The sequence below is a fragment of the Tardiphaga sp. genome (genome assembly GCF_025356345.1).
Taxonomy (GTDB): domain Bacteria; phylum Pseudomonadota; class Alphaproteobacteria; order Rhizobiales; family Xanthobacteraceae; genus Tardiphaga.
Genome location: NZ_JANXTC010000041.1, coordinates 1 through 22,124, shown reverse-complemented (window position 1 = coordinate 22,124; position 22,124 = coordinate 1). Strand labels below are relative to the sequence as shown.

General features: G+C 63.8%; 16 protein-coding genes. 12 read left to right on the top strand and 4 right to left on the bottom strand.

Features of this window, described 5'->3' with window-relative positions; all coding sequences use genetic code 11:
- A partial coding sequence (locus Q0S16_RS02205; protein WP_295844538.1) for an SDR family oxidoreductase occupies positions 1-700 on the bottom strand: 700 nt, incomplete at its 3' end.
- Positions 701-872: 172 nt separating this feature from the next.
- Positions 873-2,681, bottom strand: a complete 1,809-nt coding sequence (locus tag Q0S16_RS02200; protein ID WP_295844534.1) for an IlvD/Edd family dehydratase — start codon at positions 2,679-2,681, stop codon at positions 873-875.
- Positions 2,682-2,895: 214 nt separating this feature from the next.
- On the opposite strand from Q0S16_RS02200, the gene ugpC reads away from it, so the two are divergent.
- The 7 genes from ugpC (at position 2,896) to Q0S16_RS02165 (ending at position 11,616) form a co-directional block, all read left to right on the top strand.
- Complete coding sequence (gene ugpC, locus Q0S16_RS02195) at positions 2,896-3,960, top strand: sn-glycerol-3-phosphate ABC transporter ATP-binding protein UgpC (protein ID WP_295844531.1); 1,065 nt, start codon at positions 2,896-2,898, stop codon at positions 3,958-3,960.
- 209 nt (positions 3,961-4,169) lie between these two features.
- Entirely contained in the window at positions 4,170-5,495 is a 1,326-nt protein-coding gene (locus Q0S16_RS02190) for an ABC transporter substrate-binding protein (RefSeq protein WP_295844530.1), read from the top strand.
- Between the two features lie 205 nt (positions 5,496-5,700).
- Positions 5,701-6,663 carry a sugar ABC transporter permease gene (locus Q0S16_RS02185; RefSeq protein WP_295844528.1) on the top strand — a complete coding sequence of 321 codons (963 nt, stop codon included), beginning with the start codon at positions 5,701-5,703 and terminating at the stop codon, positions 6,661-6,663.
- On the top strand, positions 6,656-7,576 hold the full coding sequence (locus tag Q0S16_RS02180) for a carbohydrate ABC transporter permease (RefSeq protein WP_295844525.1): 921 nt from the start codon (positions 6,656-6,658) through the stop codon (positions 7,574-7,576). Before Q0S16_RS02185 ends, Q0S16_RS02180 begins: the two co-directional genes overlap by 8 nt.
- Positions 7,577-7,760: 184 nt before the next feature.
- Complete coding sequence (gene denD / locus Q0S16_RS02175) at positions 7,761-8,747, top strand: D-erythronate dehydrogenase (protein WP_295844523.1); 987 nt, start codon at positions 7,761-7,763, stop codon at positions 8,745-8,747.
- Positions 8,748-8,908: 161 nt separating this feature from the next.
- Positions 8,909-10,078 carry an acetyl-CoA acetyltransferase gene (locus Q0S16_RS02170; protein ID WP_295844521.1) on the top strand — a complete coding sequence of 390 codons (1,170 nt, stop codon included), beginning with the start codon at positions 8,909-8,911 and terminating at the stop codon, positions 10,076-10,078.
- Between the two features lie 5 nt (positions 10,079-10,083).
- Positions 10,084-11,616: an AMP-binding protein gene (locus Q0S16_RS02165; protein WP_295844519.1), complete on the top strand. Its 1,533-nt coding sequence runs from the start codon at positions 10,084-10,086 to the stop codon at positions 11,614-11,616.
- Here Q0S16_RS02165 and Q0S16_RS02160 read toward each other — a convergent pair whose 3' ends face one another.
- Positions 11,617-13,122: a DUF2272 domain-containing protein gene (locus Q0S16_RS02160; RefSeq protein WP_295844517.1), complete on the bottom strand. Its 1,506-nt coding sequence runs from the start codon at positions 13,120-13,122 to the stop codon at positions 11,617-11,619.
- Between the two features lie 10 nt (positions 13,123-13,132).
- The gene (locus tag Q0S16_RS02155) at positions 13,133-15,142 is read right to left on the bottom strand and encodes a hypothetical protein (RefSeq protein WP_295844514.1); all 2,010 of its coding nucleotides are present in this window, start codon (positions 15,140-15,142) and stop codon (positions 13,133-13,135) included.
- A gap of 316 nt (positions 15,143-15,458) precedes the next feature.
- Between Q0S16_RS02155 and Q0S16_RS02150 the strand changes: the two genes are divergently transcribed.
- The 5 genes from Q0S16_RS02150 (at position 15,459) to Q0S16_RS02130 (ending at position 21,627) form a co-directional block, all read left to right on the top strand.
- The gene (locus Q0S16_RS02150) at positions 15,459-16,673 is read left to right on the top strand and encodes a CoA transferase (protein WP_295844511.1); all 1,215 of its coding nucleotides are present in this window, start codon (positions 15,459-15,461) and stop codon (positions 16,671-16,673) included.
- Between the two features lie 6 nt (positions 16,674-16,679).
- Complete coding sequence (locus Q0S16_RS02145) at positions 16,680-17,846, top strand: acyl-CoA dehydrogenase family protein (protein ID WP_295844508.1); 1,167 nt, start codon at positions 16,680-16,682, stop codon at positions 17,844-17,846.
- Between the two features lie 189 nt (positions 17,847-18,035).
- Entirely contained in the window at positions 18,036-19,172 is a 1,137-nt protein-coding gene (locus Q0S16_RS02140) for a thiolase family protein (protein ID WP_295844506.1), read from the top strand.
- Positions 19,169-19,537 (top strand): OB-fold domain-containing protein, encoded by a 369-nt coding sequence (locus Q0S16_RS02135; RefSeq protein ID WP_295844505.1) that lies wholly within the window; start codon positions 19,169-19,171, stop codon positions 19,535-19,537. The genes Q0S16_RS02140 and Q0S16_RS02135 overlap by 4 nt, the downstream gene beginning before the upstream one ends.
- Positions 19,534-21,627: an acetate--CoA ligase family protein gene (locus Q0S16_RS02130; protein ID WP_295844504.1), complete on the top strand. Its 2,094-nt coding sequence runs from the start codon at positions 19,534-19,536 to the stop codon at positions 21,625-21,627. Before Q0S16_RS02135 ends, Q0S16_RS02130 begins: the two co-directional genes overlap by 4 nt.
- Positions 21,628-22,124 lie beyond the last annotated feature (497 nt).

Genomic DNA, 22,124 nt, shown 5'->3' with positions numbered 1-22,124 from the left:
CGACACCGGTGGTGAACGCGCTTTCGTCGCTGGCGAGATAGACCGCGAGCGAGGCGATTTCGTCGGCGGTGCCGAGCCGTCCCATCGGTTGCCGGGAGACGAACAGCTCGCGGCCGTTGGGGCCGGCGGCGGCGGCGCGGTCGAGCATCGAGGGCGTCTCGATGGTGCCGGGGCAGATGCAGTTGCAGCGGATGCCCTTGGTGATGAAATCGGCGGCGACGGCACGGGTGAGGGCGGCCACTGCGGCTTTCGTGGCGCCGTAGACATAGCGGTTCGGTGCCGCCTTGAACACGCCGGCGGCCGAGGCGATGTTGACGATCGAGCCGTGGCCGGCTTCGAGCATGCCGGGCAGGAACGACCGGATGGTCCGGTGCATCGACTTGACGTTGATATCGAACGAGAAGTCCCACTCGTCATCCGAACATTCCAGCACCGTGCCGTGATGCACGAAGCCAGCGGCGTTGAGCAGGATGTCGACCTTGCCGACCCGCTGGGCCATCGCCGCCACCGCGGCGCTGTCACGGACGTCGAGTTTTGCCACTTCGATGCCGTCATGGCTGAGCTCGGACACGCCGGCCTCGTTGAGGTCGGTCGCGAACACGGTGGCGCCCTCGCGCGCAAACGCCAGCGCGCAGGCGCGGCCGATGCCGGCGGCGCCGGCGGTGACAAAGGCGCGCTTGCCTTTCAATCGATCAGACATGGTTATTCTCCCCGGGATTTCTATCTGTGCAAACGCCGCTTGGCGGCGTCATTGCGAGGTCAGGGAAAGCCAATTGGCTTTCCCCTTAGCCCTTGCGACGAAGCAATCCAGTCTTCGCTTTTGGCTGCTGGATTGCCGCGTCGTTTCGCTCCTCGCAATGACGGCTGAAAGGTCAGTGATTATGCCGCGCCGTGCCGACCTTGCCGGCGATGTCGTGGTAGCGGGTGGCGAGTTCGAGGCAGGCGCCGGTGGCGTGCTGGCCGACCGTCGAGCGGTACAGTTCCTGCCATGGTGTCTGGTGCGCCGGGTATTTGAAGCCACCGGCGGCTTTCAGATCGGCGCGGCGCTGCTTCAATTCGTCGTCGGAGATCAGGATATTGGCACTGCCCTTGTTGAGGTCGATGCGCACCTGGTCGCCGGTCTTGAGGATCGCCAGCCCGCCATCGGCGGCGGCTTCCGGCGTCGCGTTCAGAATCGACGGCGAGCCCGAGGTGCCGGACTGCCGGCCGTCGCCGATGCAGGGCAGCGCGAGGATACCGCGCTTGATCAGGGCCGCCGGCGGCTGCATGTTGACGACTTCGGCGCCGCCGGGATAGCCGATCGGCCCGGTGCCGCGCACGAACAGGATGCAGTGTTCGTCAATGTTCAGCGACTCGTCATCAATGCGGTGGTGATAGTCCTCCGGCCCCTCGAATACGATGGCGCGGCCTTCGAAGGCGTTGGGGTCCTTCGGATTGGCCAGATAGCGGTTGAAGAACTCCTTCGAGATCACCGAGGTCTTCATGATGGCTGAATCGAACAGGTTGCCGCGCAGCACCAGGAAGCCAGCGTCCTTCACCAGCGGCTTGTCGTAGGACCAGATCACGTCATTGTCGGGCGTGGGCGCCTTGGCGCAATTCTCGCCCATGCTTTGGCCGTTGACGGTCAGGGCGCCCTCGTGAATCTTGTTGTGCGCCATCAATTCGCGCACCACCGACGGCACGCCACCGGCGCGGTGATACTCCTCGCCGAGATAGAAGCCGGCCGGTTGCATGTTGACCAGCAGCGGGATCGCGTGTCCCACGCTCTGCCAGTCGTCGATCGACAGCTCGACGCCGATGTGCCGTGCCAGCGCGTTGATATGGATCGGCGCATTGGTCGAGCCGCCGATCGCCGAATTGACGACGATGCAGTTCTCGAATGCCTCGCGGGTCAGGATGTCCGACGGCTTGAGGTCTTCCCACACCATCTCGACGATGCGGCTGCCGGTCTCGTAGGCGATCTGGCCACGTTCGCGGTAGGGGGCCGGAATGGCGGCGCAGCCGGGCAGCGACATGCCCAGCGCTTCGGCCAGCGAATTCATCGTCGAGGCGGTGCCCATGGTGTTGCAATGGCCGACCGAGGGCGCCGACGACGCCACCAGATTCATGAACTCCTCATAGTCGATCTCGCCGGCGGCCAGTCGCTCGCGGGACTTCCACACCACGGTGCCTGAGCCGGTGCGTTCGCCGTCGTGCCAGCCGTTCAGCATCGGTCCGCCGGACAGCACGATCGCCGGCAGGTTCACGGTCGCCGCGGCCATCAGGCAGGCTGGCGTCGTCTTGTCGCAGCCGGTGGTCAGCACCACGCCGTCGAGCGGATAGCCGAACAGGATCTCGACCAGGCCGAGATAGGCCAGGTTGCGGTCCAGCGCCGCGGTCGGTCGCTTGCCGGTCTCCTGGATCGGGTGCACCGGAAATTCCATCGCCAGCCCGCCGGCGGCGGTGATTCCCTCGCGGACCCGCTTGGCTAGTTCGAGGTGGTGGCGGTTGCACGGCGACAGGTCGTTGCCGGTCTGGGCGATGCCGATGATCGGCTTGCCGGACTGTAATTCGTGGCGGGTCAGCCCGTAATTCAAGTAGCGCTCAAGATAGAGTGCGGTCATCGCTGGATTGTGCGGATCGTTGAACCACTCGCTGGAGCGGAGTTTTCGCCGGACGATTCCATTGAGGGGCTTATTCATCGTTTCTCCCGCAGCGCACACTTGATCGGTGCGTCATAAAATTTCCGGTTGGTCGCCGATGGTTGCACGCTGGCGCGCGCTTCGCAACGTGGCGCGGGGCCGCCATCCCTACGACTATGATCCAACGACAATCTAAAAATATTCTGCTAAGACGTCGATCAACAGACGCTGCGGCATCAGCCGGAGGACGTTTGACTTCTAGGAGGGGAATTGCATGGCGTCAGTGCAGATACACGACGTACGTAAGTCGTTTGGTGGCTTTGAGGTGCTTCACGGCGTATCCGTCCCGATCGAGGATGGCGCCTTTGTCGTGCTGGTCGGCCCCTCGGGCTGCGGAAAATCCACTCTGCTGCGCATGCTCGCCGGGCTGGAAAAGATCACCTCCGGAACCATTTCGATCGGCGACCGCGTCGTCAACGATGTCCAGCCCAAAGAGCGCGACATCGCCATGGTGTTCCAGAATTACGCGCTGTACCCGCACATGACCGTGGCGCAGAATATGGGCTTCTCGCTCAAGCTGCGCGGCGCGGACAAGAGCGAGATCGATAGCAAGGTCAACCGCGCGGCGGACATTCTCGATCTGCGCCCGTTGCTCGAGCGCTACCCGCGACAGCTCTCCGGCGGCCAGCGCCAGCGCGTCGCCATGGGCCGCGCCATTGTCCGTGATCCCCAAGTGTTCCTGTTCGACGAGCCGCTGTCCAATCTCGATGCTAAATTGCGCGTGGCGATGCGCGCCGAGATCAAGGAATTGCACCAGCGGCTCAAGACCACCACCGTCTATGTCACCCATGACCAGATCGAGGCCATGACCATGGCCGACAAGATCGTGGTGATGCAGGACGGCATCGTCGAGCAGATGGGCGCGCCGCTCGAGCTCTATGATCGCCCCGACAACAAGTTCGTGGCCGGTTTCATTGGCTCGCCTGCGATGAATTTCCTCGAGGGCACGCTGAAGGTGAATGGCGGCGAACCGTGGGTCGAGACCGCCAGCGGGGCGCGCCTGCCGGTAGCGTCGGCGCCGGCTTCGGCCAATGGCAAGATGGTGACCTATGGCATCCGCCCGGAGCATCTCGAATTCGCCGATGACGGCATTGAGGCCGAAATCGTGGTGGTTGAGCCGACCGGGTCGGAAACCCAGATCGTGGCACGGATCGGCACCCAGGACATCATCGCGATCTTCCGCGATCGCCGCCATGTCGAGCCTGGGGACAAGATCCACCTGCGGCCGCGCGCCGCCTCGGCGCATCTGTTCGACAAGGATACGGGAAAGCGGATCTAGGCATGTCATTCCGGGATGGAGCAGACGGCGAAGCCGGCTGATGCGGACCTCAGCCACTCCAATTGGAGTGGCGGGGAATCCCGAGATGTTTTGCGCTGAACATTTCGAGATTCCGGGTTCGCTCGCAGCGAGCTGCTCGCGCCCCGGAATGACAAATTCATTCAAAACATTGGTCGATCAACGAGCCAATAAACAGGGAGACTAGACAGATGACTGGATTTACACCGGATCGCCGATCTCTGCTCAAGGGCGGCGCGATCACGCTGGCTGCCGCGGCGACCATGTCCGCCGACCAGCTGCTGGGTTACGCCAAGGCCTGGGCGCAGACCTCGCAGTGGAAACCGGAGCCGGGCGCCAAGATCAACCTGCTGCGTTGGAAGCGTTTTGTCGAAGCTGAAGACGTCGCCTTCATGAAGATCGTCGACGCCTTCCAGAAAGCCACCGGCGTGACCATCACGGTGTCCAACGAATCCTATGACGATATCCAGCCCAAGGCCTCGGTCGCGGCCAATACCGGGCAGGGACTCGATATGGTGTGGGGCCTGTACTCGCTGCCGTTCCTGTTTCCGTCGAAGTGCATGGACGTCACCGACGTCGCCGAATATCTCGGCAAGAAGAATGGCGGCTGGGCCAGTTCCGGCGAACAATACGGCAAGTATAATGGCAAGTGGATCGGCGTACCCGTCGCTGCCACCGGTGGGCTGGTCAACTACCGCGTCGCCGCCGCTGAAAAGGCCGGCCACAAGACCTTCCCGGAGGACCTCGCCGGCCTTCAGGACCTGTTCAAGGGCATGAACAAGAACGGCACACCCGGCGGCATGGCGCTTGGCCATGCTTCGGGAGACGCCAATGGCTGGGTGCACTGGGCGCTGTGGGCCCATGGCGGCAAGCTGATCGACAAGGACAACAAGGTCACCATCAACTCGCCGGAAACCGCGAAGTCGCTGGAATACGTCAAGTCGCTGTACGACAATTTTATCCCGGGCACCGCGTCCTGGAACGATTCGTCGAACAACAAGGCTTTCCTCGCCGGCCAGTTGCACCTCACCACCAACGGCATCTCGGTCTATGTGACGGCGAAGAAGGAAGCGCCGGCGATCGCCGAGGACATGAACCACGCCCATCTGCCCAAGGGTCTCGACGGCAAGCGCCGCGAACTGCATCTCGGCTTCCCGATCCTGATCTTTTCCTTCACCAAATTCCCGCAGGCCTGCAAGGCGTTCACCGCCTTCCTGATGGAGCCGGAGCAGTTCAACCCGTGGGTCGAGTCGGCGCAGGGCTATCTGTCTCCGTTCCTCAAGGCCTATGAGAAGAACCCGATCTGGACCGCCGATCCGAAAAATACCCCGTACCGCGATGTCGCGACCACGGCATCGACTCCGGCGGGCGAGGCGCAGATGAGCGAGAACGCGGCGGCGGCGATCGCCGATTTCGTGGTGGTCGACATGTACGCCAACTACTGCACTGGCCGTGAAGACGTGAAGACCGCGATGGCCTCGGCGGAACGCGCGGCCAAGCGCATCTTCCGCGCGTAATGATGTGATCACGAGGGCCGGCGCGACTGTTTCGCGCCGGCCTCTTCTCCATCATTGCGAGGAGCGAGGCGACGCGGCAATCCAGAAGCCAAAAGCGAAGACTGGATTGCTTCGTCGCAACGGCTAAGGGGAAAGCCAATTGGCTTTCCCTGACCTCGCTATGACGGACGTGAGCAATTGAGATTGTAACCGGAGCTGCAATGGAATGACCACCCTCCCGACATCGTTGCCGACGCCGACAAGGCATTTCGGCAAATCTTCCGCCTGGGACCGGCTGCGCACGAATCGCGGCTGGCTGGCCATGTGGTTCATGATGCCGGCGGCGGCGTTCCTGATCCTGTTCCTGGCCTATCCGCTGTTTCTCGGCGTCTGGATGAGTTTCACCGACGACCGTATCGGTCGTGGCGGCGGCAATTTTGTTGGCCTGGAGAATTACGAATGGCTGTGGGAGGATTCGATTTTCTGGCTTTCGGTATTTAACACGCTGCTCTACACGGTCGTCGCCTCGGCCATCAAATTCGTGGTCGGACTTTACCTCGCGCTGCTGCTGAACCGACACATGCCGTTCAAGGCGCTGATCCGCGCCGCGGTGCTGATCCCCTTCATCGTGCCCACCGTGCTGTCGGCGATCGCGTTCTGGTGGATCTATGATTCACAATTCTCGATCATCTCGTGGTCGCTGATCAAGATGGGATGGATCGACCACAACATCAATTTCCTCGGCGATTCCAACATGGCGCGCGGCAGCGTGATCTTCGCCAATATCTGGCGCGGCGTGCCGTTCGTGGCGATCACGCTGCTGGCTGGACTGCAGACCGTGTCGCCGTCGCTCTACGAGGCCGCGACGCTGGACGGTGCCACCTCGTGGCAGCGCTTCCGCTTCATCACCTATCCGCTGTTGACGCCGATCATCGCCGTGGTGATGACGTTCTCGGTGCTGTTCACCTTCACCGACTTCCAGCTGATCTGGGCGCTGACCCGCGGCGGTCCCGTCAACGCCACCCATCTGATGGCGACGCTGAGCTATCAGCGCGGCATTCTGTCCGGCCGGCTCGGCGAAGGCGCGGCGATCGCCACCGCGATGATCCCGTTCCTGATGGCGGCGATCGCGATCTCCTGGTTCGGCATGCAACGCCGTAAATGGCAGCAAGGCACTGACAATGACTGATTCAACCGCCGACCTTCGTCGCGTTGTTGCTGCTGCGACCGTGCAAAAAGACGACCACAGCGAGGGCATGACCTATCTGGAGTCGCTGCCGCGCCGCGTCGTCACGCTGTACATCCCGCTGTTCATCATCGTCGTCATCCTGCTGTTTCCGTTTTACTGGATGGCGCTGACCTCGATCAAGCCGGACGAGCAGCTGATCGACATGGAGACGTACAACCCGTTCTGGGTGATCAAGCCGACCCTGAAGCACATCAGCAAGCTGTTGTTCGAGACCAACTATCCGCGCTGGCTGTGGAACACGATGTATGTCGCCGCCGCCGCGACCACGCTGTCGATCTTCGCCTCGGTGCTCGCCGCCTATGCGATCGTGCGGCTGCGCTTTCGCGGCGCGGAAGTGGTCGGCGCGACCATCTTCATGGCCTATCTGGTGCCGCCGTCGATCCTGTTCATCCCGCTGGCGAGCGTGATCCAGGCCTATGGCCTGTTCGACTCGCCGATCGCGTTGATCCTGGTCTACCCGACGCTGCTGATCCCGTTCTCGACCTGGCTGTTGATGGGATATTTCAAGACTATCCCGTTCGAGCTCGAGGAATGCGCCCTGATCGACGGTGCCTCGCGCTGGCAGATCCTGGTCAAGATTGTCGTGCCGCTGGCCGTGCCGGGGCTGATCTCGGCCTTCATCTTCTCGTTCACGCTGTGCTGGAACGAGTTCATCTACGCGCTCACCTTCCTGCAATCGACCCAGAACAAGACCGTGCCGGTGGCGATCGTCAACGAATTCGTCGATGGCGACATCTACAAATGGGGCTCGCTGATGGCCGGCGCGCTGGTCGGCTCGTTGCCGCTGGTGATCCTGTACGCGTTCTTTGTCGAGCACTATGTCTCGGCGATGACCGGGGCGGTGAAGGAATAGCAACGCTGCGCCGGTACTGCCAATGCGGTGACCGGCCCCTCCACGTCATTGCGAGGAGCGCAGCGACGCGGCAATCCACAGAGCCGCAAGCGGAGACTGGATTGCTTCGTCGCAACGGCTCCTCGCAATGACGGTTGCGGCGACGACGCTCAACCCAAAATAACAACAACAAGGAGAACTTCCCTTGCACATCCTCATCCTCGGCGCCGCCGGCATGGTCGGCCGCAAGCTGACCGAAAAATTGTTGCGCGACGGCCGCCTCGGCGGCAGGGAGATCACCCGCATGACGCTGCAGGATGTGGTCGCGCCGGCGAAACCGGCCGGTGCCGCGCTGCCGATCAGCATCGTTACCTCCGACTTCGCTGACCCTGCCACCGCGGCGCCGCTGCTGTTGCACCGCCCTGACGTGATCTTCCACCTCGCCGCGATCGTCTCCGGCGAGGCCGAGGCCGAGTTTGAAAAGGGTTATCGTATCAATCTCGACGGCACCCGTTTCCTGATCGATGCCATCCGCGCCATCGGCGGCGGCTACAGACCGCGGCTGGTATTTACCTCCTCGATCGCGGTGTTTGGTGCGCCGTTCCCGGCGCAGATCGGCGACGAGTTCTTCCACACGCCGCTGACCTCCTACGGCACGCAGAAGTCGATCTGCGAAATGCTGATCGCCGACTACACCCGCAAGGGCTTTCTCGACGGCATCGGCATCCGGCTGCCGACCATCTGCGTCCGTCCGGGGACGCCGAACAAGGCGGCGTCCGGCTTCTTCTCGAACATCATTCGCGAGCCGCTCGCCGGCCATGAAGCGATCCTGCCGGTGGGCGAGGATGTCCGCCACTGGCATGCCTCGCCGCGCTCGGCGGTCGGCTTCCTGGTCCACGCCGCCACCATGGACCTTGCCGCGATGGGCGCGCGTCGCAATCTCAGCATGCCCGGCCTGTCGGTCACTGTCGGCGAACAGATCGCCGCGCTGGAGCGCGTCGCCGGAAAGAGCGTGGTGGCGCGGATCGTCAGGAAGACCGATCCGGTGATCACCGGCATCGTGTCCGGCTGGCCACGCGATTTCGTCACCGAGCGCGCGCTCAGTCTCGGCTTCACCACGGCGGAGAAGACGTTCGACGACATCATCCGGTTTCACATCGAGGATGAACTGGGCGGGACGTTCGTGCACTGACCTATCCCCGTCATTGCGAGGAGCGAAGCGACGCGGCAATCCAGAGGGCCGCCAAACGCAGGGCTGGATTGCTTCGTCGCAAGGGCTCCTCGCAATGACGATTTGATCTGCTGTCCCGTGCGCCTATATTGAGTCCAACAATCGCACACGGGAGAAACACCATGACTGCCAGCATCGTTGGATGGGCGCATACGCCGTTCGGAAAGCTCGAAAACGAGACCGTCGAGAGCCTCGTGGTGCGGGTGGCGACCGAGGCGATGGCTGATGCCGGCATTTCCGCGGCCGATGTCGATGAAATCGTGCTGGGGCATTTCAACGCCGGCTTTTCGCCACAGGATTTTACGGCCTCGCTGGTGCTGCAGGCCGATCCGGCGCTGCGCTTCAAGCCCGCGACCCGCGTCGAGAATGCCTGCGCCACCGGCTCCGCCGCCGTGCAGGCCGGCGTCAAGTCGATCGCGGCCGGGACCGCGAAGATCGTGCTGGTCGTGGGCGTCGAACAGATGACGCGCACGCCAGGTCCGGAGGTCGGCAAAAACCTGTTGCGCGCGTCCTATCTGCCGGAAGATGGCGACACGCCCGCGGGATTTGCCGGCGTGTTCGGCGGCATCGCGCAGAAATATTTCCAGAAATATGGCGACCAGTCCGATGCGCTGGCGATGATCGCCGCCAAGAACCACGCCAATGGCATGCACAATCCCTATGCGCATATGCGCAAGGATTTCGGTTTCGAGTTCTGCCGCTCCGAGAGCGACAAGAACCCGTTCGTGGCGGGGCCGTTGAAGCGGTCCGATTGCTCGCTGGTGTCGGACGGCGCCGCGGCGCTGGTGCTGACCGATTCCGAAACCGCCAAGGCGATGGGCAAGGCGGTCACCATCAAGTCCACCGCGCATGCGCAGGATTTTCTGCCGATGTCGAAGCGCGACATCCTGTTGTTTGAGGGCTGCACCGTGGCCTGGCAGCGCGCGCTGGAAGCCGCCGGCGTTACGCTCGAGGACCTGTCCTTTGTCGAGACCCATGACTGCTTCACCGTCGCCGAATTGATCGAGTATGAGGCGATGGGGCTGACGCCGCGCGGGCAGGGCGCCCGCGCCATCAAGGAAGGCTGGACCCAGAAGGATGGCAGGCTGCCGGTCAATCCGTCCGGCGGCCTCAAGGCCAAGGGCCATCCGATCGGCGCCACCGGCGTCTCGATGCACGTGCTGAGCGCCATGCAGCTGCTTGGGCAGGCGCCGGAGGGAATGCAGATCAAGAATGCCAAACTGGCCGGCATCTTCAACATGGGCGGCGCGGCGGTCGCCAATTACGTCTCGGTGCTGGAGCCGGCGAAGTAATCGCGATGAATGTGGCGCAGTGGCTGGCGGCGTCGGCGCGGCTGCATCCCGATGCGCCGGCGTTGTTGCGCGGCACCGCCGTGCAAGCAGATTATGCCACCTTCGCGCGTCGCGCAGCCGCGATCGGCGCGGGGCTGCGGCGCGATTTCGGTATCCGCCCCGGCGACCGCGTCGCGCTGTTCATGACCAACTGCACGCAATATCTCGAATGTCTCTATGCGGTGTGGTGGATCGGCGCGGTGGTGATTCCGATCAACGCCAAGCTGCACGGCCGCGAGGCGGCGTGGATCTGCGACAATGCCGGTGCCACGCTGGCTTTCGTCGATGAGGATGGACGCCAGGCGCTCGTCGCGGTCACGGAGGACCTGCCGCCCTCAATGCCGATGCTGTCGGTCGACAGCGCCGACTACCAGACGTTGCAGCGCGACGATGGTGGCACGCCCGCACCATCGCCGCGTGAAGACGACGATCTTGCCTGGCTGTTCTATACGTCCGGTACCACCGGCCGCCCCAAGGGCGTGATGCTGAGCCATGGCAATCTGGTGGCGGCATCGCTGTGCTACCTCGCCGATGTCGATGCGGTGTCGCAGCAGGACGCGATCCTCTATGCCGCGCCGATCTCGCATGGCGCCGGGCTGTATAATTTCATCCATGTCCGGATGGCGGCGCGCCATGTCGTGCCGCCGAGCCGCGGCTTCGATGCCGATGAGGTGTTGACGCTGGCAAGACAGCTCGACCACGTCTCGATGTTCGCCGCGCCCACCATGGTGCGCCGCCTCGTCGATGCCGCGAAGCGCCGCAAGGAGCGCGGCGAGGGAATCCGCACCATCGTCTATGGCGGTGGGCCGATGTATCTCGCGGATATTCGCGACGCCATGGCCACCATGGGCCAGCGCTTCGTGCAGATCTACGGCCAGGGCGAGTCGCCGATGACCATCACGTCGCTGCGCCGCGAATTCCATGCGGACAGCGATCATCCGCGCTACCTTGAGCGGCTGGCCTCGGTCGGCCCGGCGCAGAGCGTGATGCAGGTCCGTGTCACCGGCGCCGACGGCCGATCGCTGCCGACCGGCGAAACCGGCGAGGTCGAGGCCAGCGGTCCCGCGGTGATGCTCGGTTACTGGAATAATCCGAACGCCAATGCAGAGACGCTGAAGGATGGCTGGCTGCGCACCGGCGATGTCGGGCGCCTCGATCAAGACGGTTTCCTCACTCTGTCAGACCGCTCCAAGGACGTCATCATTTCCGGCGGCACCAACATCTATCCACGTGAGGTCGAGGAGGCGCTGCTGGCCCATCCTGACGTCCGCGAGGTCTCGGCGATCGGCGTGCCCGATCCCGAGTGGGGCGAGATCGTGGTGGCCTGTGTGGTGCTGGAGCAGGGGGCGGCGGCCAATGATGCCGCGCTCGATGCGCATTGCCTCGACGCCATCGCCCGTTTCAAGCGGCCGAAGCGCTACGTCTATCTCGAGGCCCTGCCGAAGAACAATTACGGCAAGGTGCTGAAGACGGAGCTGCGCGCCATGATGCGCGCCTGATCAGATCCGGCATTTCATCAGCCCGAACAGGGTTTCGCCGCCCTGCGTCGCGGGCTGGATGGTGCCGTTCGGCGTCAGCGCCAGCGGTCGCCTTGTTACCGAGTTGCCGACATTGCCGCCGATGATTTCGATCTCGGAGCCGACCCCGATCACGATATCGCAATGGCCTTTGTAGTCGCCGCCATTCTGATGGTCATAGTCGATGCCGTGCTGGCGCGCCCAGCAGACGATGTCGCCGGGCTCAGGACGTTGCTCATTGAGGCGATAACACCAGTAGCCGGCCTGCGCCTGGCCCTGCCGTAGATCGCGGATGGCGCGCGCAATATAGGCGGAGTGCTGGGCATTGTAGCGGAAGCGGGGGCCGGCGCCGGCGGTGCGCATCACCCAGGAGATGAACGCCGCCGACCACGGCACATCGTCGCGGCCGTTCAGCGTGTCGTCATGCACGCCCTCGCTCCAGTACAGGCCGACGTCGCGATACCAGGGGTCCTCGCCCTCCTTGTGGCCGTGATGGGTGGTGTGGCCGGACAGGTCGTAGGTCTGCTTGCCGAATTTTTCCCATTGCGCGATGGCGATCTCGGCCGTGCGTTCGGCGAAGCTGCTCGGCCTTGGCAGCACATCGCCGGGCGCGGGCGTTGCCGCCGCGACGCTCGCCGCCGCGGTGAGCGTCGAGGAGCCGTCGAATTCGCGGGCGCGGACACCGGACGCTTCGGTCAGCCAGGCGTTGCGGGCCGCGCATTTCTGCACGATCGGAGTTGTCGCGGATACGTCGGAGAGTTGGTTCGGCGCGGTTGTCTGCGCATCGATGAAGCCGCGCAGCGTATGGCGGCCGGCGGTGGCGGGCGTACCGGCAACCGGTACGATCCGCGGCGCGCCGAACAATCGTAACTGCTCCATGTGACCGAGCGCGGGATTGAACCAGCTGATATATCCGCCCGGCAGGATGTGGCGTGGCTTGGTCAATTTGCCGGTGAATGAATAGCGCACGCCGGAGGCGCGAACCGGGTCGAAGAAGTTCGGCGTATAGAAGTCGGCGACCAGGATATCATCGATCGGATAGGCGTTCTCCGGATGTTCGGAGGGATCGCAGACCTCGAGCAGATATTCGAATTTGGCCCCCGGCAGATCCACGATCTCGTTCTGCGAGATGCCGATGCCGGTGGATGAGACCACCTGGTTGGCACTCGGATCGACCAGCATTTCCAGGCATTCATGGCTGGTGATCAACGACCAGGTCGACCCCATCGCCACCCTGGCATAAGGCTGGTGATGGTCGGTCAGATGAATCCCCAGCGCATTGTCCGGGATACTGTCCTCGATGAAGATGGGCCAGATGCCGGGTTCGATGGAATTCGCATTATCCAGCGCGATGACGCTGCCGCTGATATTCCAGATCGGTCGCAAATCCCGCATCACCTGGACATTGAGGGCGGCGGCGACCCGGACGAGCTGGGCAAACGATATATGCGGTGTGCGCGCGACCAGTCCAATACGGCGTGGCAGCATCGGATCCTCCCTAGATCGACAGACCTTCATAGCTCACGGAAATAGTGACGGGGCCGCGGTCGAGCAGATGGCGGAGCTGGTCGCGGCACTGGATCAGATGCGCGGCATCCTCGCGCACGCCGAGGCAGCCATTGGTCTGCGCCTGTCCGCCGTCGGGATGGACCCGGAACAGGCTGCGTCCGAACATCTTCGTGTCCAGGATGGGATCGAGGTCGAACGAGTAGCCGATGCCGTTGAACACCATGCCAACGGTGTCGCGCGGACGAAAGTGACTCAGCCGGTAAAAGCCGGGCGGTACCGGGCCATTGGTGGTCTTGTAGTTGCGGGCGCCGCCGCCGGTATTGACGGTGTAGGTACCGAGCGCGGCGCCGCGGTTGTCGAAGAGTTTGAGTTCGCCGTGCACGACGGGATGATGGCGCGGGCTGGTGAAGATGCTCTGGCCCGTAAAGGCGCCAAGTACCTGAACCGCCGCGGTCGGCGGCAGCGCGGCTGCCGTGACCGCGACCGCCTCCTGGTCCGGCGGATCGATCTCGCACAGCGCCAGCCGGACCCGGAGTTGCTGCGCGGTGGAAAGACTTTGCAGCGCCTGGCTGAAGGCATTCGCGGAGACTTCGCGCAGTGTCAGCGTGGTGCTCAGAATGTCGGAATCCGAAATGTTCATCGCGGAGGATTGTAGTTCGAGCCATTTGGCGAGATCGGCCGGATTGGTGTCGGCCTTGATGCGGCTCGATGCCGCGCGCACCAGCGGGGCGATGCGGTCGTCATAGGCTGGCGACGAAGGCTGCAGCTTCCAGATCTCGATCGCGACAATGGCCGGATGATAGGGATCGTCATCGCTCGCCGTGTTGGATGCGGCTATCGCCGGCATGGCGGTCGCTGCGAATGCCTGTGACGGAAGAGGGTCGAGCGCCGGAAAACCCGCTTGAGCGATAAAGCCCTTCAGGCGGTCGAAATCCGGCCGGGTGGCGCTGTAGGTTCGGGTGAACGGAAACGGTCCGCTGGCGGCGATGACAATGGTGTCGGACCCGGTAGTGCGAGCGGCCTGCAGCGTACAGCTCACCATGGCGGAGAAAAATGCGACCTGCGCCTGACAGACCAGCCGCGTGCCGTCGGCGCGCGCCCGGATCGCCGTGACGCTGAAGCTTTGGGGTGTGCCGTCCGTGGCTTCGCGCAAACTCAGATTGCCGCTGTCGGCACCTGTCTTTCGCATCGCGACGGTGACGTCGCGCCCGGTGTCGGATTTTGCCGAAACCGTTACTTCGGATGCCGCGCCAGCAGGGCCATGAGCCGCGGTGGAAAAGGCGACGGCCAGTGGCGCCGCGCTTGCATCGAATTCAATGCTCTGGGCAATGGGAACGGCATGGGATGTCGCCTCGTCAAGGGCCCGCATGCCGGCGTCCGCGCATTGATGCAGATGGTTGAGATTTTGCGGGTTGCTGACGTAATAATTCGTCGCGGCGAGATAGTCTTCCATCGCCTCGCCGGTCACGATCTCGCGCGCGGCCGCGACCTCGCGTGGCAGCTCGGGATCGCCACCGCCGAGCCAGACCAGCAGCTTGGTCGGCGGCCCCGACATGTTGATCCACAACATCATGTAGATTTGCGCCTTGGTATCGACCCGCCGGTGCGCCTGCGTGGCGCGGTCGAGACAGCGGTCGAGATCATCATAGACATGGGCGAGGATCTGCTCGTCCATCCGGTCGACCAGATTGGCGGCGCTGAGCAGCGCGCGGTTGACGCGGCTGGTCTCGGCGGCGCTGAGCGGGTTTTTGATCTGGTGCTTCGACAATTGCGCCAGCAGGCCGTCGATGTCCGCCGCCGTCATCCCCGCGGCGGACATCGCATTGCGGAAGGTTGCCGTGACAAAGGGCTGAGCGGCGGCGAGGTCGCCTTGCATGAAGCCGAAACTGGCGCCGCTCTTTCCCTTGGCGGCGAAGCTGATCTTGTAAGGTGTATCGTTGCCGATCTCGTGAAGACGCAGCGCCCCGCGGATCGCCGGCTTGATGGCGGCACTGACCATGTCTTCCTCCCACGAAACAGATTGATGCGGTCGGCCCGCGCGCGCCGGGCCACCGGCCGCGCAATCGCCTCAAGCGTGCAATTGATTGTATGTCTATTAAGGGTTGATTTGGTTCATGGCATCGTTGTGCCGCGGCGGCGCGGCCGGTTGTCGCGCGCGGAATGAACGGCGTCCGACGCGCCCCGGCAGCGTGATCGTTTTCGCGCATGCCGCCTTGCGCCAGCGGGCCTTGATCTTGCGGGAGCCATGCCGTTACTACGGACTCATAATGACGGTGCAGGTAGCACCGCACCAATCGCCCGGGAGCGAACGAACCATGGGACCACTGCAAGGGGTCAGGATCATCGACATGACGTCGGTGCTGATGGGCCCATATGCCACCCAGATGCTGGGCGACTATGGCGCCGATGTCATCAAGGTGGAATCCCCGGAAGGCGACCTGGTCCGTACCATCGGGCCGATGCGCCATCCCGGCATGGGCCCGATCTTTCTCAATACCAACCGCAGCAAGCGCAGCATCTGCCTCGACCTGAAGAAGGACGCCGGCCGTGACGCGTTGTTGCGGCTGATCGAAACCGCCGACGTGCTGGTCTACAATGTCCGTCCGGCAGCGATGGCGCGGCTCAATCTCGGCTATGAGGTGCTGGCGCAGATCAATCCGCGGCTGGTCTATGCCGGCGTATTCGGCTTCGGCCAGGACGGCCCCTATGCCGCCAAGGCGGCCTATGACGATCTGATCCAGGGCGCCACCGCGTTGCCCTATCTCAATGCGCGGGTCGGCGACGGCACGCCGCGTTACGTGCCCAACGCGCTGGTCGACCGCATCGTCGGAATCACCGCCGTCGGCGCCATTCTTGCCAGCGTGGTGCATCGCGACCGCACCGGGCAGGGCCAGCGCGTCGACATTCCGATGTTCGAGACCATGGCCAGCTTCATGATGGGCGACCATCTCGGCGGCCTGACCTATGAGCCGCCGCTCGACAGAGGCGGTTACGCCCGGCATCTGTCGCCGGACCGGCGGCCCTACCAGACCTCCGACGGCTACATCTGCGCGATGGTCTATAATGACAAGCAGTGGCTGAGCTTTTTGCGCGCGGTCGGGCGCGACGATCTGCTGGCCGATCCGGTCTATGCCAGTTTCGCGCAGCGCACGCAGCACATCGATGTCGTGCTGGCCGAGCTGTCAAACATCTTCAAGACCCGCACGACCGCGCAGTGGATAAAACTGCTCGATGATGCCGACGTGCCGTCACTGCCGATGCACGATCTAGAAAGCATGCTGATCGATCCGCATCTGGTGGCGACGGATTTCTTCCCCGTCGTGCAGCATCCCAGCGAAGGCGCGATCCGCAGCATGAAGGTGTCGGCGAAATGGTCCGCGACCCCGGTGGAAACGTCGCGATTGGGGCCGGGGCTTGGTGAACACAGTGCCGAAATTCTCGCCGAGGCCGGCTATTCCGCTGGCGAGATCGCGCAGCTTCATTCCGACGGTGTTATCCGGACGCCGTCGCCCGATCTCGGACAGGTCTGATCGCCGATGAATTTCGCTTATGACGCCAACCAGGAGTCGATCCGCGACGCCATCGACAAGATCTGCGTGCGCTTCGACGATGCGTACTGGCTGAAGAAGGACCGAGAGGGCGGCTTCCCGCTCGATTTCCACAAGGCGATGGCCGACGCCGGCTGGCTCGGCATCTGCATTCCGGAAGCCTATGGCGGCTCCGGGCTGGGTATCACCGAAGCCGCCATCATGATGCGGACGATCTCGGAATCCGGAGCCGGCATGTCCGGCGCCTCCGCGGTGCATATGAACGTGTTCGGGCTCAATCCGGTGGTGGTGTTCGGCACGCCTGAACAGTGCGAACGCATGCTGCCGCCGATCGTCGCTGGTAAGGAGAAGTCTTGCTTCGCCGTTACCGAGCCCAATACCGGGCTCAACACCACGCAATTGAAGACCCGCGCGGTGCATGACGGCGACAAATATGTCGTCAACGGCCAGAAAGTGTGGATCTCGACCGCGCAGGTCGCCGAAAAGATCCTGCTACTGGCGCGCACCACGCCGCTGGACGAGGTCAAGAATCCAACCCACGGCCTCAGCCTGTTCTACACCGACTTCGACCGTGAGCGGATCGCCGTCCACGAAATCGAGAAGATGGGCCGCAAGGCGGTCGACTCCAACGAGCTGTTCATCGCCGATTTCGAGATTCCGGTCGAAGACCGCATCGGCGAGGAGGGCCGCGGCTTCGAATATATTTTGCATGGCATGAACCCGGAACGCATTCTGATCGCGGCCGAAGCGGTGGGCCTGGGCAAGGCCGCGCTGAAGCGCGCGGCGGACTACGCCAAGGTGCGAAATGTCTTCAACCGCCCGATCGGCCAGAACCAGGCGATCCAGCATCCGCTCGCCAAGAACTGGATGGAGCTGGAAGCGGCGTGGCTGATGACGCTGTCGGCCGGCTGGCAATACGACCAGGGCCTGCCCTGCGGCCCCGCCGCCAATGCCGCCAAATATCTGGCGGGCGAGGCCGGCTATCACGCCTGCGAGCAGGCGGTGATGACCCATGGCGGCTTTGGCTATGCCAAGGAATATCACGTCGAGCGCTATCTCAGGGAGTCGCTGATCCCGCGCATCGCGCCGGTTAGCCGCGAGCTGATTTTGTCGTTCATCGCCGAGAAAGTCCTCGGCCTGCCCAAATCTTACTAAAACTGAAGTCGTATTGATGAAAACAAACTGTCATTCCGGGGCGCGCGCGGCGCCAGCCGCGAGCGAACCCGGAATCCCGGGATTGCTGAAACTCAGATTGATGAACAGCTCGGGATTCCGGGTCCGCGCCGCTCGTCGGCTGTGCCGACGACCGACACGTCCCGGAATGACAGTGCGGGACAATCGCGTATGAGCTACATCACCGGCGTTGGTCTCACCCCGTTCGGCAAGCACGAAGGCTCCTCCACCCTCGATCTGATGAGCCGCGCGGCCGAGGCCGCCATGGCCGATGCCAGCCTCACGCGCGGCGACATCGACGGTTTTCTCTGCGGCTATTCCACCACCATGCCGCACATCATGCTGGCCACGGTGTTCGCCGAGCATTTCGGCATTACGCCATCCTATGCCCACGCCATCCAGGTCGGCGGCGCCACCGGCATGGCGATGGCGATGCTGGCGCATACGCTGGTCGATGCTGGCGTCGCCAAACACATATTGGTCGTCGGCGGCGAGAATCGCCTCAGCGGGCAGAGCCGCGACGCCTCGATCCAGGCGCTGGCGCAGGTCGGCCATCCCACCTATGAAGTCCCGCTCGGCCCGACCATCCCGGCCTATTACGGGCTCGTTGCCTCGCGCTACATGCATGAATACGGCGTCACGGAAGAGGACCTCGCCGAATTCGCGGTGCTGATGCGCGCGCATGCGATAACCCATCCCGGGGCGCAGTTTCATGACGCGATCACGGTCGCCGACGTGATGGCCTCGAAGCCGATCGCGAAACCTCTGAAGCTGCTGGATTGCTGCCCGGTGTCCGATGGCGGCGCGGCCTTCGTGGTCAGCCGCGAGCCCACCGGCGAGATCGGCATCCGGGTCCGCGGCGCGGCCCAGGCGCATACCCACCAGCATGTCACCGCCGCGCCGGCGCTCGCCAAGCTCGGCGCCGAGATCGCTATCGCCCGCGCCAAGCATGCCTCCGGGATCGCCATCTCCGACGTGCGCTACGCCGCGGTCTACGACAGTTTTACGATCACACTGGCGATGTTGCTCGAAGACCTCGGCCTTGCCGGCCGCGGTCAGGCCGCGGCGCAAGTGCGGGCCGGGCATTTCGGCCAGCACGGCGCGATGCCGCTCAACACCCATGGCGGGCTGTTGAGCTACGGCCATTGCGGCGTCGGCGGCGCCATGGCGCATCTGGTCGAGACGCATCTGCAAATGACCGGCCGCGCCGAAAATCGCCAGGTCCGTGACGCCTCGGTAGCGTTGTTGCATGGCGACGGCGGCGTGTTGTCGTCCCATGTCAGCATGTTTCTGGAGCGGGTTCGATGAGCGCCATCAAGCCAGTCGCCGACTGGACCACCGGAACCGAAGCCATCAGCTATCAGGCCTGTTCGTCCTGCCAGTCGCCGCAGTATTTTCGCCGCGCGTTCTGCGCGGCCTGCGGCGCACCGGATCCGGTCGACCGCATTGCCAGCGGGCAGGGCACCGTCTATGCGGCCTCGCTGGTGCTGCGCGCGGCAACGCCGGAGGCACGCGAGCACGTGCCCTACAATATCGTGCTCATCGACACCGCCGAGGGCTTTCGCATGATGGCCCACGGTGCCCACGATCTCGTCATCGGCGACCAGGTGCGGGCGCGCTATGCGCGCTTCACAGGTCGCCTCGTTCCCTATTTCGAAAGAACTTCTTCATGAGCCGTCTTCGCGCCGCCCTCGATCCGAAATCCGTTGCCATCATCGGCGCCTCCGAAAACCCCAACAAGGTCGGTGGTCGCCCGGTTCACTACCTCGAAAAGTTCGGCTTCAAGGGCAAGATCTATCCGATCAACCCGACTCGCACCGTGATCCAGGGCCACAAGTGCTATCCGAGCCTGGCCGATCTGCCGGAAGCCCCGGAGATGGTGATCGTCGCGGTGGCCGGCGACAATGCGATTGCCGCGGTGACGGATTGCGCCGCGCGCGGCGTCAAGATCGCGGTGGTGATGGCGTCGGGCTTCGGCGAAGTCGATGCCATCGAGGGCAAGGCGAAAGAGCGCCGCATGGTGGAAGTCGCGCACAAGGCCGGCATGCGCATTGTCGGACCGAATTCGCAAGGTCTCGCCAATTTCGGCACCGGCGCGATCGCTTCGTTCTCCACCATGTTCATGGAATTCGACCGCGTCGAGGGCCATGTCGCGATGCTCAGCCAGAGCGGCGCGCTGTCGACGGTGCCGGTCGGCTTCCTCAACCCGCGCGGCATTGGCGTGCGCCACAGCCATGCCACCGGCAACGACGCCGATATCACGGTCGGTGAACTGGCGATCGCGGTGGCCGAGGACACCCAGGTCAAGCTGATGCTGCTCTATCTGGAGAGCATTCCCGAGAAGAAGTATCTTGAAGAACTCGCGGCCATCGCGCTGGATCGCGATCTGCCGATCATCGCGCTGAAGTCGGGCCGCTCCGAAGCCGGCCGTCAGGCGGCGCAGTCGCACACCGGCGCGCTCGCCAATGAGGATCGCGTCGTCGATGCGTTCTTCGAGCATCACGGCATCTGGCGCGCGCCGGACATGCGTGGCCTCGTCGAAGCCACCGAACTCTATTTGAAGGGCTGGAAGCCGAAGGGCCGACGGCTGGTGGCGATCTCAAATTCCGGTGCGGTCTGCGTGATGACGGCGGACGCCGCCACCACGGTCGGCATGCCAATGGCGAAGCTGGCGGCTGCCACCGACAAGAAGCTGAAGGCCATCCTGCCGAGCTTCGCCACCACCACCAACCCGATCGATCTCACCGCGGCGCTGCTGTCGAACAGCAATTTGTTCGGCGATATTCTGCCGGTGATCGCGGAGGATCCGGCGGCGGATGCCTTTATCGTCGGGGTTCCGGTGGCTGGCCCGGGCTATGACGTGGCGGCCTTCGCACGCGATTCCGCCGCCTTCGCAGCGCAGACCGGCAAGCCGCTGGTGGTCGCCGCGACGCAGCCCAGCGTGGCCAGGGAATTCCAGGCGCAGGGCGTCTCGGTCTTTCCGACCGAGGTGGAAGCCGTCACCGCTCTGAACCAGTTCGTGGCGCATCGCGAGTTGATGGCGCGCACGCTCGCCCGCCGCGCCACGCGCGGCAAGTCTGATCCGCTGATCCCGACCGATGGCGCCACCATGATGCTGAACGAGGCCGACAGCCTCGCGCTGCTGGCGGCACGGGGCATTCCGGTGGTGCCGCATCGGCTGTGCCGTTCCCGCGCCGAAGCCATTGCCGCCTATGAAGCGATCGGTGGCCCGGTGGTGGTGAAGGGGTGTTCGGCGGATATCGCGCACAAATCCGAGCTCGGCCTGGTCAAGTTGAAGGTCGCCTCGCGCGAGGAAGCCGGCGAGGTCTATGCCGAGATGGAAGAGATCATCCGCAAGCACGGTTCGCGTTTCGATGGCGTGATCGTCGCCGCGATGGCTGGTGGCCGCCGCGAGATCATGATTGGCGCGCACCGCGATCCGGTGTTCGGCCCGGTGGTCGCGATTGGCGATGGCGGCAAATATGTCGAGGTGTTCAAGGACACCACGCTGCTGCTGCCGCCATTCTCGCAGGACGATGCCAAGGAGGCGCTGAACAAGTTGCGCATCGCGCCGCTGTTCGACGGCGTGCGCGGCGAGCCGCCGATGGATCTTGACGCGCTGAGCGCCGCCGTGGTCAAGATCGGTGAGCTGATGCGCGATGCATCGGCGAAAGTGATGAGCATTGACTTAAATCCGGTATTGCTCGACAGCGCCGGCAACGGATGCGTCGTCGTCGACGCGGTGGTGTTTCAGGGCGAGTAGCGCGACGTCGCAGCCGCGTTCGTTCTTCCCTCTCCCCTGCGCGAAGCGAAGCTTCGCTAGGTGGGAGAGGGTGGATCGACCACGAAGCGGTCGAGACGGGTGAGGGGCGCCACATGTTCCGAGTCTAGTAACCCCTCATCCGACGCGGACTGTCGTCCGCGCCACCTTTTCCCAGAAGGGGATAAGGAAGATCGACGAGGCTCAACCTCATCCTACGGCCCGCGAATTATTTTCCTACCTGTTGTTGACAATAATCCTTATGTGATTATAATCTTCTCCGTCCCGCCGCGGTGAGAGGGGCGTTCGCGACGTCGGCGATCGCGGGGCGGGATGCGGTGACGCGGCAGCGTCAGGCCGGAGCGAAGGTCGCAGGGCGCCAGCCCCGACTTGAACATGCCCCCTTAGGGCTAGGGGAGTGTTCAAGGACGGGCGAGCGTGAGCGGCGGGAGCCGAGGCTGACGACCACGCTGTCGCGCCGGCCCAAGTCGTGTGGTTCC

Bases quoted from the DNA above. Each gene is read 5' to 3' on its own strand.
- Q0S16_RS02200 (WP_295844534.1), bottom strand. From the start codon at position 2,681: ATGAATAAGCCCCTCAATGGAATCGTCCGGCGAAAACTCCGCTCCAGC.
- ugpC (WP_295844531.1), top strand. From the start codon at position 2,896: ATGGCGTCAGTGCAGATACACGACGTACGTAAGTCGTTTGGTGGCTTT.
- Q0S16_RS02190 (WP_295844530.1), top strand. From the start codon at position 4,170: ATGACTGGATTTACACCGGATCGCCGATCTCTGCTCAAGGGCGGCGCG.
- Q0S16_RS02185 (WP_295844528.1), top strand. From the start codon at position 5,701: ATGACCACCCTCCCGACATCGTTGCCGACGCCGACAAGGCATTTCGGC.
- Q0S16_RS02180 (WP_295844525.1), top strand. From the start codon at position 6,656: ATGACTGATTCAACCGCCGACCTTCGTCGCGTTGTTGCTGCTGCGACC.
- Q0S16_RS02170 (WP_295844521.1), top strand. From the start codon at position 8,909: ATGACTGCCAGCATCGTTGGATGGGCGCATACGCCGTTCGGAAAGCTC.
- Q0S16_RS02165 (WP_295844519.1), top strand. From the start codon at position 10,084: ATGAATGTGGCGCAGTGGCTGGCGGCGTCGGCGCGGCTGCATCCCGAT.
- Q0S16_RS02160 (WP_295844517.1), bottom strand. From the start codon at position 13,122: ATGCTGCCACGCCGTATTGGACTGGTCGCGCGCACACCGCATATATCG.
- Q0S16_RS02155 (WP_295844514.1), bottom strand. From the start codon at position 15,142: ATGGTCAGTGCCGCCATCAAGCCGGCGATCCGCGGGGCGCTGCGTCTT.
- Q0S16_RS02150 (WP_295844511.1), top strand. From the start codon at position 15,459: ATGGGACCACTGCAAGGGGTCAGGATCATCGACATGACGTCGGTGCTG.
- Q0S16_RS02145 (WP_295844508.1), top strand. From the start codon at position 16,680: ATGAATTTCGCTTATGACGCCAACCAGGAGTCGATCCGCGACGCCATC.
- Q0S16_RS02140 (WP_295844506.1), top strand. From the start codon at position 18,036: ATGAGCTACATCACCGGCGTTGGTCTCACCCCGTTCGGCAAGCACGAA.
- Q0S16_RS02135 (WP_295844505.1), top strand. From the start codon at position 19,169: ATGAGCGCCATCAAGCCAGTCGCCGACTGGACCACCGGAACCGAAGCC.
- Q0S16_RS02130 (WP_295844504.1), top strand. From the start codon at position 19,534: ATGAGCCGTCTTCGCGCCGCCCTCGATCCGAAATCCGTTGCCATCATC.